Origin of the sequence: Cryobacterium psychrotolerans, assembly GCF_900101115.1 — a bacterium.
Classification (GTDB): Bacteria; Actinomycetota; Actinomycetes; order Actinomycetales; family Microbacteriaceae; genus Cryobacterium; species Cryobacterium psychrotolerans.
The window spans coordinates 1-12,800 of sequence record NZ_FNFU01000011.1 but is presented as its reverse complement, the minus strand read 5'-3'; the positions used below and the strand labels follow the sequence as shown (position 1 = coordinate 12,800).

Annotated in this window: 16 protein-coding genes and 2 tRNA genes; 9 read left to right on the top strand and 9 right to left on the bottom strand. The window is 67.5% G+C overall.

Annotated elements, in window-relative coordinates; all coding sequences use genetic code 11:
* Nucleotide 1 precedes the first annotated feature (1 nt).
* The 4 genes from ettA to msrA all read right to left on the bottom strand — a co-directional run bounded on the left by ettA (nucleotide 2) and on the right by msrA (nucleotide 3,550).
* Nucleotides 2–1,684, bottom strand: coding sequence for an energy-dependent translational throttle protein EttA (gene ettA / locus BLQ39_RS10190; RefSeq protein ID WP_092323744.1), 1,683 nt, complete (start codon nucleotides 1,682–1,684; stop codon nucleotides 2–4).
* A 2-nt stretch (nucleotides 1,685–1,686) separates the two neighbouring features.
* Nucleotides 1,687–2,220: a DUF6993 domain-containing protein gene (locus tag BLQ39_RS10185; RefSeq protein WP_092323743.1), complete on the bottom strand. Its 534-nt coding sequence runs from the start codon at nucleotides 2,218–2,220 to the stop codon at nucleotides 1,687–1,689.
* Between the two features lie 34 nt (nucleotides 2,221–2,254).
* Nucleotides 2,255–2,785: a single-stranded DNA-binding protein gene (locus BLQ39_RS10180; RefSeq protein WP_092323741.1), complete on the bottom strand. Its 531-nt coding sequence runs from the start codon at nucleotides 2,783–2,785 to the stop codon at nucleotides 2,255–2,257.
* Between the two features lie 240 nt (nucleotides 2,786–3,025).
* Nucleotides 3,026–3,550, bottom strand: a complete 525-nt coding sequence (gene msrA, locus BLQ39_RS10175) for a peptide-methionine (S)-S-oxide reductase MsrA (protein ID WP_092323740.1) — start codon at nucleotides 3,548–3,550, stop codon at nucleotides 3,026–3,028.
* Nucleotides 3,551–3,567: 17 nt separating this feature from the next.
* Here msrA and mgrA point away from each other — a divergent pair, with 17 nt between their 5' ends.
* From mgrA to BLQ39_RS10155, 4 genes are all read left to right on the top strand, one after another.
* Nucleotides 3,568–4,575, top strand: a complete 1,008-nt coding sequence (gene mgrA, locus BLQ39_RS10170) for an L-glyceraldehyde 3-phosphate reductase (RefSeq protein WP_092323738.1) — start codon at nucleotides 3,568–3,570, stop codon at nucleotides 4,573–4,575.
* Nucleotides 4,576–4,579: 4 nt separating this feature from the next.
* A complete protein-coding gene (locus BLQ39_RS10165; RefSeq protein ID WP_092323737.1) occupies nucleotides 4,580–5,536 on the top strand; it encodes a DMT family transporter in 957 nt (318 codons plus the stop codon).
* A gap of 75 nt (nucleotides 5,537–5,611) precedes the next feature.
* Nucleotides 5,612–5,830, top strand: coding sequence for a hypothetical protein (locus tag BLQ39_RS10160; protein ID WP_092323735.1), 219 nt, complete (start codon nucleotides 5,612–5,614; stop codon nucleotides 5,828–5,830).
* A gap of 81 nt (nucleotides 5,831–5,911) precedes the next feature.
* Nucleotides 5,912–6,874, top strand: a complete 963-nt coding sequence (locus tag BLQ39_RS10155) for a hypothetical protein (protein ID WP_092323734.1) — start codon at nucleotides 5,912–5,914, stop codon at nucleotides 6,872–6,874.
* A 10-nt stretch (nucleotides 6,875–6,884) separates the two neighbouring features.
* Here the strand turns inward: BLQ39_RS10155 and nadE are convergent, their stop codons facing one another.
* The 5 genes from nadE to BLQ39_RS10130 all read right to left on the bottom strand — a co-directional run bounded on the left by nadE (nucleotide 6,885) and on the right by BLQ39_RS10130 (nucleotide 9,005).
* On the bottom strand, nucleotides 6,885–7,706 hold the full coding sequence (gene nadE / locus BLQ39_RS10150; RefSeq protein ID WP_092323732.1) for an NAD(+) synthase: 822 nt from the start codon (nucleotides 7,704–7,706) through the stop codon (nucleotides 6,885–6,887).
* 53 nt (nucleotides 7,707–7,759) lie between these two features.
* Nucleotides 7,760–8,320, bottom strand: coding sequence for a GNAT family N-acetyltransferase (locus BLQ39_RS10145; protein ID WP_092323731.1), 561 nt, complete (start codon nucleotides 8,318–8,320; stop codon nucleotides 7,760–7,762).
* A 28-nt stretch (nucleotides 8,321–8,348) separates the two neighbouring features.
* Nucleotides 8,349–8,424: transfer RNA gene (locus tag BLQ39_RS10140), tRNA-Arg, on the bottom strand.
* A 95-nt stretch (nucleotides 8,425–8,519) separates the two neighbouring features.
* Nucleotides 8,520–8,780: a YbbN family protein gene (locus tag BLQ39_RS10135; RefSeq protein ID WP_092323729.1), complete on the bottom strand. Its 261-nt coding sequence runs from the start codon at nucleotides 8,778–8,780 to the stop codon at nucleotides 8,520–8,522.
* A gap of 6 nt (nucleotides 8,781–8,786) precedes the next feature.
* A complete protein-coding gene (locus BLQ39_RS10130; protein ID WP_092323728.1) occupies nucleotides 8,787–9,005 on the bottom strand; it encodes an SCO4848 family membrane protein in 219 nt (72 codons plus the stop codon).
* 94 nt (nucleotides 9,006–9,099) lie between these two features.
* On the opposite strand from BLQ39_RS10130, the gene orn reads away from it, so the two are divergent.
* The 5 genes from orn to BLQ39_RS10105 all read left to right on the top strand — a co-directional run bounded on the left by orn (nucleotide 9,100) and on the right by BLQ39_RS10105 (nucleotide 12,755).
* A complete protein-coding gene (gene orn, locus BLQ39_RS10125; protein WP_092323726.1) occupies nucleotides 9,100–9,720 on the top strand; it encodes an oligoribonuclease in 621 nt (206 codons plus the stop codon).
* Nucleotides 9,721–9,766: 46 nt separating this feature from the next.
* Nucleotides 9,767–9,842, top strand: a tRNA-His gene (locus BLQ39_RS10120).
* A 70-nt stretch (nucleotides 9,843–9,912) separates the two neighbouring features.
* A complete protein-coding gene (locus BLQ39_RS10115) occupies nucleotides 9,913–11,079 on the top strand; it encodes an RtcB family protein (RefSeq protein WP_092323725.1) in 1,167 nt (388 codons plus the stop codon).
* A gap of 23 nt (nucleotides 11,080–11,102) precedes the next feature.
* Nucleotides 11,103–11,453 (top strand): metallopeptidase family protein, encoded by a 351-nt coding sequence (locus BLQ39_RS10110; RefSeq protein ID WP_092323723.1) that lies wholly within the window; start codon nucleotides 11,103–11,105, stop codon nucleotides 11,451–11,453.
* Nucleotides 11,454–11,477: 24 nt separating this feature from the next.
* Nucleotides 11,478–12,755, top strand: coding sequence for a D-alanyl-D-alanine carboxypeptidase family protein (locus tag BLQ39_RS10105; RefSeq protein WP_092323722.1), 1,278 nt, complete (start codon nucleotides 11,478–11,480; stop codon nucleotides 12,753–12,755).
* Nucleotides 12,756–12,800 lie beyond the last annotated feature (45 nt).

The window sequence follows — 12,800 nt, the reverse complement described above, 5'->3', positions numbered from 1 at the left end:
CCTAGTCGCGGGTGAGCTTGCGGTAGGCGGACCGGTGCGGCTTCGCGGCATCCGGGCCGAGTCGCTCGATCTTGTTCTGCTCGTACGACTCGAAGTTGCCCTCGAACCAGTACCAGTTCGCCGGGTCCTCGTCGGTGCCCTCGTAGGACAGGATGTGCGTGGCAATGCGGTCGAGGAACCACCGGTCGTGAGTGATGACCACGGCGCAGCCGGGGAACTCGAGCAGCGCGTTCTCGAGCGAGCCGAGGGTTTCGACGTCCAGGTCGTTGGTGGGCTCGTCGAGCAGCAGCAGGTTGCCGCCCTGCTTGAGGGTGAGGGCGAGGTTGAGGCGGTTGCGCTCACCACCGGAGAGCACGCCGGCTTTCTTCTGCTGGTCGGGTCCCTTGAACCCGAACGTGGAGACGTAGGCACGCGACGGGATCTCGGTCTTGCCGACCTGGATGTAATCCTGGCCGTCGGAGACGACCTCCCAGAGCGTCTTGTTCGGGTCGATACCGGTGCGGCTCTGGTCGACGTAGGACATGGTGACCGTCTCGCCGATCTTGAGTTCTCCTTCGTCGAGCGGCTCGAGTCCGACGATCGTCTTGAACAGGGTGGTCTTACCCACACCGTTGGGGCCGATGATGCCGACGATGCCGTTGCGCGGCAGGGTGAAGGAGAGGTCCTCGATGAGGACGCGGTCGCCGAAGCCCTTCTTGATCTTCTTCGCGTCGATGACCTGGGCGCCGAGGCGCGGTCCGACCGGGATCTGAATCTCTTCGAAGTCGAGCTTGCGGGTGCTCTCGGCGGCGGCGGCCATCTCCTCGTAGCGCGCCAGGCGCGCCTTCGATTTGGCCTGGCGGCCCTTGGCGTTGGAGCGCACCCAGTCGAGCTCGTCGGCGAGACGCTTGGCCATCTTGGCGTCCTTCTTGCCGGCGATGAGCAGACGTTCCTGCTTCTTCTCGAGGTAGGTCGAGTAGTTGCCCTCGTACGGGTACAGGTGGCCGCGGTCGACTTCGGCGATCCACTCGGCGACGTGGTCGAGGAAGTACCGGTCGTGGGTGACGGCGAGCACGGCGCCGGCGTACTGGGCCAGGTGCTGCTCGAGCCAGAGCACGCTCTCGGCGTCGAGGTGGTTAGTGGGTTCGTCGAGGAGCAGCAGGTCCGGCTTCTGGAGGAGGAGTTTGGTCAGCGCCACCCGGCGCTTCTCTCCACCGGAGAGATCCACAACGGACAGGTCGCCCGGCGGCGTGCGCAGGGCGTCCATGGCCTGTTCGAGTTGGGAGTCGAGGTCCCAGGCGTCGGCGGCGTCGATCGCCTCCTGGAGCGTCCCCATCTCGGCGAGCAGGGAATCGAAATCGGCGTCGGGTTCGGCCAGCGCGAGGCTGATCTCGTTGAAACGGTCGACCTTGGCCTTGATCGGGCCGACGCCCTCCTGCACGTTCTCGAGGACCGTCTTGGTCTCGTCGAGTTCGGGCTCCTGCATCAGGATGCCCACGGTGTAGCCGGGGCTGAGCTTGGCCTCGCCGTTGCTCGGGGTGTCGAGCCCGGCCATGATCTTGAGGATCGTTGACTTACCCGCGCCGTTCGGCCCCACGATGCCGATTTTGGCGCCGGGGAAGAACGACATCGTGACGTCGTCGAGAATGAGCTTGTCGCCAACCGCTTTGCGCGCTCGGACCATCGTGTAAATAAATTCGGCCATATCTACCAGTCTATTTGCCGCGTGCCGCCCACGAGACACGTGCCTGAGCCGAGCACGTCCGCGACCATGCTGTGGTAGCCCCCGGTCGCCGGCCCGTTCTGCCCGATCAGGCACTCGTCGTTGACCCGCACGGAGAACTGGACGGAGTCCGCGGCGAGGTCGGCCTGGGTGCGGTCGAAGGTGACTTCCATCGTCTTCTTGTCGAAGCCGCCGGCGACGAGGCCGTCGATGAAGGCCCTTCCGCCGGCCGCCGGATCGGTCCGGAGCACCCCGGCGGCGATGAAGTCGAAGTAGTCGAGGTTCTCGGATGCGCTCAGCCGGGGTGCCAGGGTCGGATCCGGGACCGGCTCGGCCGCGGGGGGCGGGGCTGTGCCTGGAGCGGCACTCGGGCCGGCCCAGCTCGTCCGGGTGGGTGGCGGCGAATCTGCCGAGCACGCCGCGAGGCCGAGGGCCATCAGCGCTGCGGTCAGTGCTGCGGCGCCGATGGTGGAGTGGCGACCACCGCTCGTCGGATTCGTTCCTGCTGTACCCGGCACGCGTCGCCCTCCTGCGGCCGCGACGCGGCCAACCCTACGAGTCTAGGGTCGCGAGGCTCGGCGCCCCGCGGGGAGCAAAGGAGCCGGGCTCTGCCTGCTCCGCGGCGCCCTGGTCCGAGCCCCCCTGCTCCGAACCCCCCTGCTCCGAGGCGTCCAGCTCCGGGTCCTCCTGTTCCATCGCAGGCCGCGGCGCCGGCGCGGCCGCAGGCGCACTGCGCACGTACGCCGTCGTGCACCAGGTGAGGTCATGGCCGATCGCGTCCGCCTCGAGCTCGACCGATGTTCCGTTTCGATCCGCATTCTCCCAGTCGCGCACGCGCAGCCTGCCGGTCACCACCACATGTTGACCTTTCCTGACCGACGCCACGACATTGTGCGCCAGCTGCCGGAAGGACGAAACGGTGTACCAATTCGGGTCGGCATCCACCCAGGCGTTGCGTTTGCGGTCGAACCGGCGCTGCCCGGACGCCAGACGGAAAGACGTGATGGCCAAACCGGAACTCGTGACCAGGTGCCGCGGCGTCGTCGCCACGATTCCCGTCAGGGTCATGGTGTCGCTCGTCATGATGTGCCTCCCTGCACGACCAGCTGCGCGAGCAGCTGCACGAACGCCTGCGCAGGGCGGACGCCCCGTGCGCGCGACCCGGGAACAACCACTCGTGCCAGTTTTGTCACACCCGGGCCGCGTACGACGAGTGTGCTCGCCTCGAGGGCGCGCGGGAGCGACCGCCCGGCATCCGGGCAATTCCACCGAACCGGCAGGCTGTGGAGAACCAGCCGGCCCAGGACGACGAGCCGCGGATCGCTACGCGACGATGTACTGCGAGTACGACTTGCGGATCTTGTTCACCTTCGGCAGGGCAACGGCCATGCAGTAGCCCTGGCCCGGGTTCTTCGCAAAGAAGTCCTGGTGGTAGTCCTCGGCGACGAAATACTCGCCGAGCGGCTCGATCGTGGTGACGATGCCGCCGTCCCACCAGCCGTTGGCTCGCTCGCGCGCCGTATCGAAGAGCTGCTTCTGCTCGTCGTCCGCGTAGAACATCGCCGACCGGTACTGGGTGCCGACGTCGGCGCCCTGCCGGTTCAGCTGGGTCGGGTCGTGGAGGGTGAAGAACACGTCCAGGATCACCTCGGCCGGGATGACCTCGGGGTCGAACGTCACCGCGATGGCCTCGGCATGCCCGGTGCGGCCGGTGCACACCGACTCGTAACTCGGGTTCGGGACCTCACCGCCGGTGTACCCGGAGACGACGTCACTCACCCCACGCAAAACCCGATACACGGCGTCGAGACACCAGAAACATCCACCTGCTACTACGAAAGTTTGCACGCCTCTAGAGTAACTCCATGACCTTTGTTGCCGCTGATGACCGCTACGCCGCCATGGACTACCGTCACACCGGTCGGAGCGGCCTCAAGCTCCCCGCCGTGTCCCTCGGCCTCTGGCACAACTTCGGCCACGAGCGCCCGATCGACACCCAGCGGGCCATCCTGCGCCGCGCCTTCGACCTCGGAGTCACCCACTTCGACCTGGCCAACAACTACGGTCCGCCCCCCGGCGCCGCCGAGACCAACTTCGGCCGGATCTTCGCCGAGGACTTCCGGCCCTACCGGGACGAAATGATCATCTCCAGCAAGGCCGGGTACGACATGTGGCCGGGCCCGTACGGCGAATGGGGCTCCCGCAAGTACATGCTCTCGTCCCTCGACGCGAGCCTCGGCCGGATGGGTCTGGACTACGTCGACATCTTCTACTCGCACCGGCCGGATCCGAACACCCCGATCGAGGAGACGATGGGCGCCCTGGCCACCGCCGTGCAGCAGGGGAAGGCCCTGTACGCGGGGATCTCGAGCTACGACCCCGAGCAGACCCGCGCGGCCGCGGCCGCCCTGGCCGAGCACAACGTGCCGTTGCTCATCCACCAGCCGCGCTACTCCATGTTCGACCGTCACATCGAGGACGGGCTGTTCCCGGTCCTCGACGAACTCGGCGTCGGCAGCATCGTCTTCTCCCCGCTGGCGCAGGGGCTCCTGACCGACCGGTACCTCGACGGCCGGGTGCCGGCGGGTTCCCGCATCGCCAACAGCGGATTCCTGTCGGAGTCGGCCCTGTCCGACACGTACCTCGGCCGGGTGCGTGCGCTCAACGGAATTGCCGCCGCACGCCACCAGACCCTCGCGCAGCTGGCCCTGACCTGGATCCTGCGGCAGCCGTCCGTGACCTCGGTACTCATCGGCGCGAGCAGCGTTGCGCAGCTGGAGCAGAACGTCGCCGCATTGGAGGCCCCGGCGCTGAGCGAAGACGAGATCGCAGCCATCGAACCACACGCCGTGCACGGCACATCCGTCGGTTAGCGGGGTGGGCTACCTCTTCGCGCTGGTCGCATCGCTCCTCTTCGGGCTGAACGGAAGCACCACCAAGGTCATCGTCGAGGCCGGGCTCTCCCCCGCGCAGCTCACCTTCGCCCGGGTCACCATCATCGCGCTGCTCGCCGGCGTACTGCTGCTCGCCACGAACCGCGCGGCGTTCCGCATCGACCGCAGCCAGTTGGCCGTGATGGCTCTCCTCGGTGTCGCGGGCGTCGCCCTGATCCAGTGGTTCTACGCCGTGGCGATCAGCCTGCTGCCCGTGGGGATCGCACTCATGCTCGAGTACTCCGGGGTGCTGCTCATCGCCCTCGTGGTTCGTTTCGTCTTCAAGGAGAAGGTGAAATCGCGGATCTGGGTGGCCATCGTCTTCGTGCTGATCGGAATGGCCATCGTCGCCGAGGTGTGGGCGAGCAGGCTGTCGGCACCCGGCGTCGTGGCGGGGATACTGGCGGCGATCTGCCTGGCCGTGTACTTCCTGGTCGGCGAGCGCCAGGTCGCCACGACCTCCCCACTGGCGGTGGCGTTCTGGTCGATGCTGTTCGCCAGCGCCTTCTGGCTCCTGTTCAGCGCCTGGTGGCAGATCGACCCGGCGATCCTCACCCAGCAGACGTCCCTCGGCGGCAACATGGGTTCGGTGTCCTTCCCGCTCTGGGGCATTCTGCTCTGGAACGGCGTGTTCGGATCCTTCGCGCCGTATCTGCTCTCCTATATGGCACTCGGCAGGCTGAACGCCACCGCCGCAGGCGTGGTCTCGGCATCCGAGGTCATTTTTGCGTTCGCGTTCGCCTTCCTGTGGCTGGGTGAGTCGCTCACCGGCGTGCAGGCGGCGGGAGCCGTGCTCGTGCTGATCGGCATCGTCGTCGCGCAAACGGCGCGGTCCAACAAGGCAGTGGACCTGGACCTGGCGAGCCAGGATCTCGCGCTCGCGAAGGGCCCGCCCGACTGAAGCGCGGACGAATGTCGGTGGCCGAGCCTAACCTGAGGAAAACCCCAGCGGCCGGCTGAAAGTTCGGAGGATTCCATGATCACGACAACCGCAACCCGCGGCCCCAGCCTCGTCCCGGTCAAAGACGGGCTGTGGCGGGTGACCGGCCGGTCGGGCGCCGTCCTCGGCCACATCGAACGCCGAGCGGATGCCCGCGGGGAACGTTTCGCCGCGCGCCGCATCGTGCAGGCAGCCCGCAGCATCCACCTGGGGGAGTTCTGGCGGATCGACGACGCGGCGGACTGCTTCCGTTGATCCCGCATTCGCCTGGCACCAGTTCGGGGCACGCCGCCGCCCTTCCCGCAGAACGCCACGCGGGCCCGGTACATTCGGCTCATGGAATGGTGGAATAACTTCGTATCCTGGCTCACGGCCATCAGCAACCAGCCCGTCATCTTCGGTGCTGTCGTGCTCGTCGTTGCCCTCATCGTCGCCAGCGTGCTGGCGGCATGGATCTCCCGTGGAGCGGTCAGGGGCCTGCTCGACCAGCGCGATCGCGAACTCAAAGCCGCGGTCATCAGCACGCTCGTCGATGCGGCCGCCGATGCCTCCGTCTGGAACTCGCTGACCGCGCAGGAGCAGGTCATGTCCGACCGCGCCGTCGGACACGCGGACATCCAGCTGCGTCTGCTGCCGATCCGCGGAGCCGGCATCGCCGCGAATTGGGCCGCCCACCAGCTGGCCGACCTCAAGCGGACCTCGGCCACGTTCGGCTACCAGCTCGAGCCCGCCGTCGCAGAGTTCCGCGACCGCCTGGTCGACTGGCAGAACAAGCCGTCACGGGCCCGGAAGATCTTCCAGGGCGACCTCGATCGCTGGAAGCTCCAGGACACGAGCTCAGAGAAGAGCCTCCTCGCCGAACGAGACGCCTGGGTTGCCCAGCAGCACCATGACGACTTCACCCGGCTGGAAACCGAATCCGCGTCGACGCCCCGGCAGTTCGAACCGGCCACGACGCAGGCCGATTCGACCGTCAACGCACGACCGGTCAGCCAGGACTACGAGGACGACGCGGTGTACGCGAACGCGGCGGGGCGCAGTGCTGCGCAGGGAGACGTCCGGCAGATGGAGGCCGCGCAGTCCGCCGATGGCCAGGCCGGCACTTCCCAGACCGGCACTGCCCCGGCCGGCACTTCCCAGGTCAGCCGCGCACCGATCAGCTACGCGCCGCTCGGCTACACGCCGGCGACACCGTCGACGGAGACCCAGCAGCTGCTCGACGACGTCGAGGCGCTTGACGTCCGTTCGGCGGATCCTTACGTTCCCACCGGGCCCGTCTCGACTCCCCCCCAGCCGTAGAACCGCCGGCTCAGCGCCACCACGCGTCGAACGGCGAGGCGGGAACGTTCCGTTTGTGTTCGGTGCTGAGGAACCTCGTCTCCAGGGCGTCCGCGACGCCCTGGTCGACGGATTTCCCCTCGAGGTAGTCGTCGATGTCTTCGTACCGCAGGCCCAGGTTGGCTTCGTCGGTCTGGCCGGGCTGGTCGTCGAGCAGGTCTGCCGTCGGCGGCTTCAGGTAGAGCCGCTCCGGCGCCCCGAGGGCGACGAGGAGCGAACGCCCCTGCCGCTTGGTCAGGCCGGCCAGTGGCAGGATGTCCGTTCCGCCGTCTCCGTACTTCGTGAAGAACCCGGTGACGGCCTCCGCCGCGTGGTCGGTCCCCACGACCAGGAGGCCCCGCGCCCCGGCGAGGGCGTACTGGGCGATCATCCGTGCACGCGCCTTGACGTTTCCCTTGTTGAAGTCGGTCAGGTCCTCGCCGGTGCTGTGGTGGAACTCCGCTTCGAAACCGTCGACCGCGCGTTCGATGTTGAAGGTGAGCACCGTCTGCGGGCGGATGAAGTCCAGCGCCAACCGGGCATCAGCCTCGTCCCGCTGCACCGCGTAGGGCAGGCGCACGGCCGTGAACGACGCCGGATGACCTTCGGCGCCGAGTTCGTCGACCGCCAACTGGCAGAGGCGTCCGGCCAGGGATGAATCCTGGCCGCCGCTGATGCCCAGCACCAGCCCCTTCGCCCCCGTGCGCAGCAGGTAGTCCTTGAGGAATCCGATCCGGCGGCTGACTTCGGCGGCCGGGTCGATGGTGGGGGTCACGTGCAGTTCGGCGATGATTCGCGCCTGAAGTTCTCGCATGAACCGAATCTATCAAGGCGGACGCGGCGCCCGGGTCCAGCACCTTCGCGCCCTCAGCCGCGCGCGGCTCCCCGCGGCCACTCCCGCCCGAGAAGCGCGTACGTGTCGAGCGTCGTCCACTCCCCCTTGAACCAGTCGGCCTCGACCTGCCTGGACTCCTGCTGCAGGCCGGCCTTCCGCAGCACGGCGGCCACCGCACCGTTTCGGGCATCGCAGTGCGCGAGCACCCGGTGCGCGCCGTGCACGTCGAAGAGAAAGCCGAGCAGGGCCAGCATGGATTCGGTCGCGTAACCCCGGCCCTGGTGCTCGCCCGCAAAGGTCACCCCCAGCTCGAACGTGTCGGGCTGCTCGGAGAGGCGGTGCACGGCAACATCGCCGAGCAGCCGCCCGCCGTTCCGGAAGTGCACGCCGAGTTGGAGCCACTGCCCGGGGCCCGGCAGATCGCCCGCCGGCTGACCGGCGACGATGCTCAGGGCGGCGGCCTCGGAGAAATCGGCCGACCAGGACTGGTACAGGGCAACGCCCGGTTCCTGCCGGTACCGGGCGAAGGCCGCGGCGTCGGCGCCGGCCAGGGGCGCGATGCTGAGCCGTTCGGTGATCAGCGGATATGCCATGACCGACCCTCCCACAGGTCTTGCTGGATGGTGCCCCCGGTAGGAATCGAACCTACGACAAGCGGATTAGAAGGCCGCTGCTCTATCCACTGAGCTACGGGGGCGGGAAACGCGGTTCAACGATACCGCAGGCGGAGACTCGGCCCGTCCCGCGCCACGACGGGCCGGCGGAAGGTGACAGGGCGGAAGATGAGAAAGGTCAGAGCGCCTTCGCGGCGGCGACGAGCACCTGGGCGAGCGTCGGCACGCCGACGGCGCGGAACACCTCGGTTCCGGCGGCGTTCTTCACGATCACGGTCGGCGTGGTGCGGATGCCCTCTGCCTCGGCCTCGGCGACGTCCCTGGCCACATCCAGTTCCCGCACGGTCGCCAGGGGAACCAGCCGGGCCGCCTCGGCCAGCACCGCCCGGGTCTGCATGCACGGCTCACAGAATGCGGAGGAGAAGAAGATCAGTTCCATGGTCGGTCAGCCCGTGATCAGGAAGATCGTCGCGACGACGACGGAGACGACCGCCAGCAGCAGGGAGATGCCTATCAGCACGGCGTGGACGACCAGGAATCTGGTCGGCCTGCCGGCCGCGTCGCGGGCGCGTTCGTCGCGCCGCACCCGTCGGAAGAACTGCGGCCAGACGATGAAGGCCCAGGCCGCATTGATGATCAGGAGAACCGCAAGTGTCGTTGGCATCGCACCCAGTCTACGGAGGCGGGCACGCGCGACCTCCCGCACCCGCCCCGGCGCCCGCGCGGGGCCTGTCGGCGCCCACCGGTAGACTCATCCCATGACAATTAGCGGTGACCGGTTGGTATGGATTGACTGTGAAATGACTGGTCTCGACCTCGACAACGACGAGCTGGTGGAAATCGCGGTCGTGATCACGGACTTCGACCTGAACCTCATCGGCCCGGGCCTCGACATCGTGATCAAGCCGGATGCGTCGGCCCTGGCGAACATGGGCGACTTCGTCCGCGACATGCACACGTCGTCGGGCCTGATCAACGAGATCCCGAACGGGGTCAGCGTCGCCGAGGCCGAGTTCCAGGTGCTCGAATACATCCTCCAGTTCATTCCCGCAGAGCAGAAGGCACCGCTCGCCGGCAACTCGATCGGCACCGACCGCGCCTTCCTCACGAGGTACATGCCGCGCCTCGACAAGCAGCTGCACTACCGCAACGTCGACGTATCGTCGATCAAGGAACTGGCCCGCCGCTGGTACCCGCGCGCCTACTTCAACGCGCCCGCGAAAGACGGCGGCCACCGCGCCCTCGCCGACATCCTCGAATCCATTCGGGAACTCGCCTATTACCGCCAGAGCGTCTTCGTGGCCGACCCCGGGCCCACGAGCGTCGAGGCGAAAGTGCATTCCGCGCAGGCCGTGTCCAACTTTGGTCCGAAGGTGTAATAGAATTCTTGAGTTGCCTACGTCGTTTGCGATGTGAGCACACATGGTGGGTATAGCTCAGCTGGTAGAGCGCCTGGTTGTGGTCCAGGAGGTCGCGGGTTCAAGCCCCGTTACTCACCCCAATAGATTGCTCGTCCACCGGGCATCCCCGTCGTGGGAGGCGTATGCTGCCTCCGGACGAGAGATGCCGGCATGGAAGAAATCAACCCGAAGCTGCTGAATTGGGCGTCGATCCTTGACCCGGTCACGCGCGAGCAGGCGATCACGACGGCCTCGCTTTCGTTCATCTTTCCCCATCTCGCCCTGATGCCCGACGCGCATCCGGGCAAGGGCGCGACCGTCGGATCGGTCATCCCCACGATCGGCGCCATCATCCCGGCCGCTGTGGGCGTGGACATCGGCTGCGGGATGATTGCGGTCCGCACGCAGCTCGGCGCTGGTGACCTCCCCGCTGACCGCCGCCCCCTGCGCGAGGCCATCGAACGTGCGATCCCCCTCTCGGCCGGCCACTACAACGATGTCCTGACCCCGTCTGCCGCGGCCAGGTGCCGCACACTCGAACGAGCGGCGACCGAGGCGCATTTCGATCCGGCGGCCTACTCACCGAACTGGCGGCTTCAATTGGGCACCCTCGGCAGCGGGAATCACTTCATCGAAGTCAGCCTCGACGAGCACGACCGCGTCTGGCTGTTCCTGCACTCCGGTTCGCGTGGTGTGGGCAACAAGCTGGCACTGCACCACATTGAGATCGCCCGGCGCTACGCATCCGCGCATTCGATCAGGCTTCCCCACCCGGACCTCGCGTACCTGGTCGAGGGCACGCCGGAGTTCGACCGGTACATCGCCGAGATGCGCTGGGCGCAGCACTTCGCGCTGTTGAACCGAGAGGAGATGATGGATCGCGTCGTCCTGCAGTTCGAGAGGTGGACCGGCGTGCCGTCCCTCGAGCAGGAGCGCATCAATTGCCACCACAACTTCACCGAGCGGGAACATCACTTCGGCAAGGACGTGTGGCTGACTCGGAAGGGCGCGATCGACGCGAGCCCGGGCAAGCCGGGGCTGATTCCGGGTTCGATGGGGACCGCCTCGTACGTTGTCGTCGGCAAAGGCAACCCGCTCTCGCTGAATTCGTCACCGCACGGGGCCGGCCGGGAGTACTCCCGCACCGCCGCTCGCAAGACGTTCACGTTCAGCCAACTGCGTGAGGCGATGGCCGGCATCGAGTTCCGCGACACGGCGGAATTCATCGACGAGATCCCCCAGGCCTACAAGCCGATTGATCGAGTGATGCAGGACTCCGCCGACCTGGTGGAGGTTCGGCACACGCTCCGCCAGCTCATCAACGTGAAGGGCGACTGACCGCGCTGTGGGATGCTGAACGGATGCCGCAGCTCACCCCGGAGGAATTCGAGCGTCTCGTCATCGACGAGCTCGACCTGCTGCCCGACGACATGCTCGACGGGCTCGAGAATGTCGTCTTCGTGGTCGAAGACCGCCCGGAGAACGGCACGCTGGACACGCTGGGACTGTACGACGGAGTGTCGCTGACCGAACGTGGGCAGTACGGCTTCGGCGAAATGCCCGACCGGATCGTCATCTACCGCGAACCGCTGCTCGACCTCTGCGCCGACCTCGACGAACTGCGCGACCAGGTGCACGTGACCCTCGTGCACGAGATCGCGCACTTCTTCGGGATAGATGACGACAGGCTGCACGAGCTCGGCTGGGGTTGACTTCCCCCGGGTTAGCCTGAGCGCATGAGTAGATTCCGGCCCGGCCGCTTCATTGGTGTCACAGCCGGCACGCTGGTGATCCTGGCCGTCGGCGTCTACGGACCGGCGACCCTGCTGGGGCCGCTTCCCGCGGTCAAGGCGACCCTGTCGACACCCGCGGCGGCGGCAGAGCCCGCACCTCCGCGGCTGCCGGCCGCCGGTGCGAGCGCGGTCACGGCCATCGGCACGGCGGCCGCGGGCTCGGAGGTCGTCGATTCCACGCCCGCCAGGGAACCCATCGGGTTCGGCGGCAAGACGGACGCGCTCCCGATGGCCTCGGTGGCCAAAATCGTCACCGCGCTCGTCGTGCTCGACGCCAAACCGCTGGGCGCGGGAGATGCCGGACCGAAGCTGACCATCTCCGCCGCGGACTACCAGGACTACATCGACTACAGCGCGTCCTATGCCAGGACCGTCGCCGTCTTTCCCGGTGAGAGCTGGACCGAGCGGGAGCTGCTGCAGTCGCTGGTCCTGGGCTCCAGCAACAATCACGCCGACACCCTGGCCCGGTGGGCGTACGGCTCGGTGCCGGAATACCTGGACGCCGCGAACGCCTGGCTGACGAAGAACGGCCTGGGCGCCACGCACATGGCCGACGCGACCGGCCTGGACTCCGCCACCGCCGGGACCGCCACCGACCTGGCCCGCCTGGCCGCGATCGCCGCGGCCGATCCGATCATCGCTGAGATCATCGCCGCCCCGGCGTCATCGCTCGCCGGCCGGCGCGGGGTGGACAACACGACGGCGTATCTGCCCGAGCTGGGCATCACCGGCATTTCGCGCAGCTACACGGATGCCGCCGGCGTCTGCTTCCTGTTCACCGCCCAGGTCGAAGCGGGCGATTCCAGCTTCACGTTCGCCGGTGCGTTCGTCGGCGAACCCGACTACGACACGCTGACGAGCGACCTGACCGCCCTGATGGAGAGCGCACAGGCCGGGATCGGCGAGCTGCCCCTCCTGGCCAAGGGCGACGCCTACGTCCGCTTCGAATCGATCTGGGGCGACACGGCATCCGGAGTGGTGCGCACCGCGAAGACCCAGGTCACCTGGCAGAGCGCGAGTTCAGACGGCGCGGCCGTGAAGCTCGACGCGTTCTCCACCGGGCGCGCCGGCAAGGTCGTCGGGCGCGTCTCCACCGACGCCGCGGGAAAACCGGTCTCGTCGCCGCTCGTGCTCGACCGCGCGATCAGCGATCCCGGCCTCGGCTGGCGCCTGCTCCACCCGGTACCGGTGATCGCGGCGCTGATCGCGTCACGGGACTAGGGCGTGTCTCCTAATCGAATCGTGATTCGTTTGGGAGGGTGGAGG

Bases quoted from the DNA above. Each gene is read 5' to 3' on its own strand.
- ettA (WP_092323744.1), bottom strand. From the start codon at position 1,684: ATGGCCGAATTTATTTACACGATGGTCCGAGCGCGCAAAGCGGTTGGC.
- BLQ39_RS10180 (WP_092323741.1), bottom strand. From the start codon at position 2,785: ATGACGAGCGACACCATGACCCTGACGGGAATCGTGGCGACGACGCCG.
- mgrA (WP_092323738.1), top strand. From the start codon at position 3,568: ATGACCTTTGTTGCCGCTGATGACCGCTACGCCGCCATGGACTACCGT.
- BLQ39_RS10160 (WP_092323735.1), top strand. From the start codon at position 5,612: ATGATCACGACAACCGCAACCCGCGGCCCCAGCCTCGTCCCGGTCAAA.
- BLQ39_RS10155 (WP_092323734.1), top strand. From the start codon at position 5,912: ATGGAATGGTGGAATAACTTCGTATCCTGGCTCACGGCCATCAGCAAC.
- nadE (WP_092323732.1), bottom strand. From the start codon at position 7,706: ATGCGAGAACTTCAGGCGCGAATCATCGCCGAACTGCACGTGACCCCC.
- BLQ39_RS10145 (WP_092323731.1), bottom strand. From the start codon at position 8,320: ATGGCATATCCGCTGATCACCGAACGGCTCAGCATCGCGCCCCTGGCC.
- BLQ39_RS10135 (WP_092323729.1), bottom strand. From the start codon at position 8,780: ATGGAACTGATCTTCTTCTCCTCCGCATTCTGTGAGCCGTGCATGCAG.
- BLQ39_RS10130 (WP_092323728.1), bottom strand. From the start codon at position 9,005: ATGCCAACGACACTTGCGGTTCTCCTGATCATCAATGCGGCCTGGGCC.
- orn (WP_092323726.1), top strand. From the start codon at position 9,100: ATGACAATTAGCGGTGACCGGTTGGTATGGATTGACTGTGAAATGACT.
- BLQ39_RS10115 (WP_092323725.1), top strand. From the start codon at position 9,913: ATGGAAGAAATCAACCCGAAGCTGCTGAATTGGGCGTCGATCCTTGAC.
- BLQ39_RS10110 (WP_092323723.1), top strand. From the start codon at position 11,103: ATGCCGCAGCTCACCCCGGAGGAATTCGAGCGTCTCGTCATCGACGAG.
- BLQ39_RS10105 (WP_092323722.1), top strand. From the start codon at position 11,478: ATGAGTAGATTCCGGCCCGGCCGCTTCATTGGTGTCACAGCCGGCACG.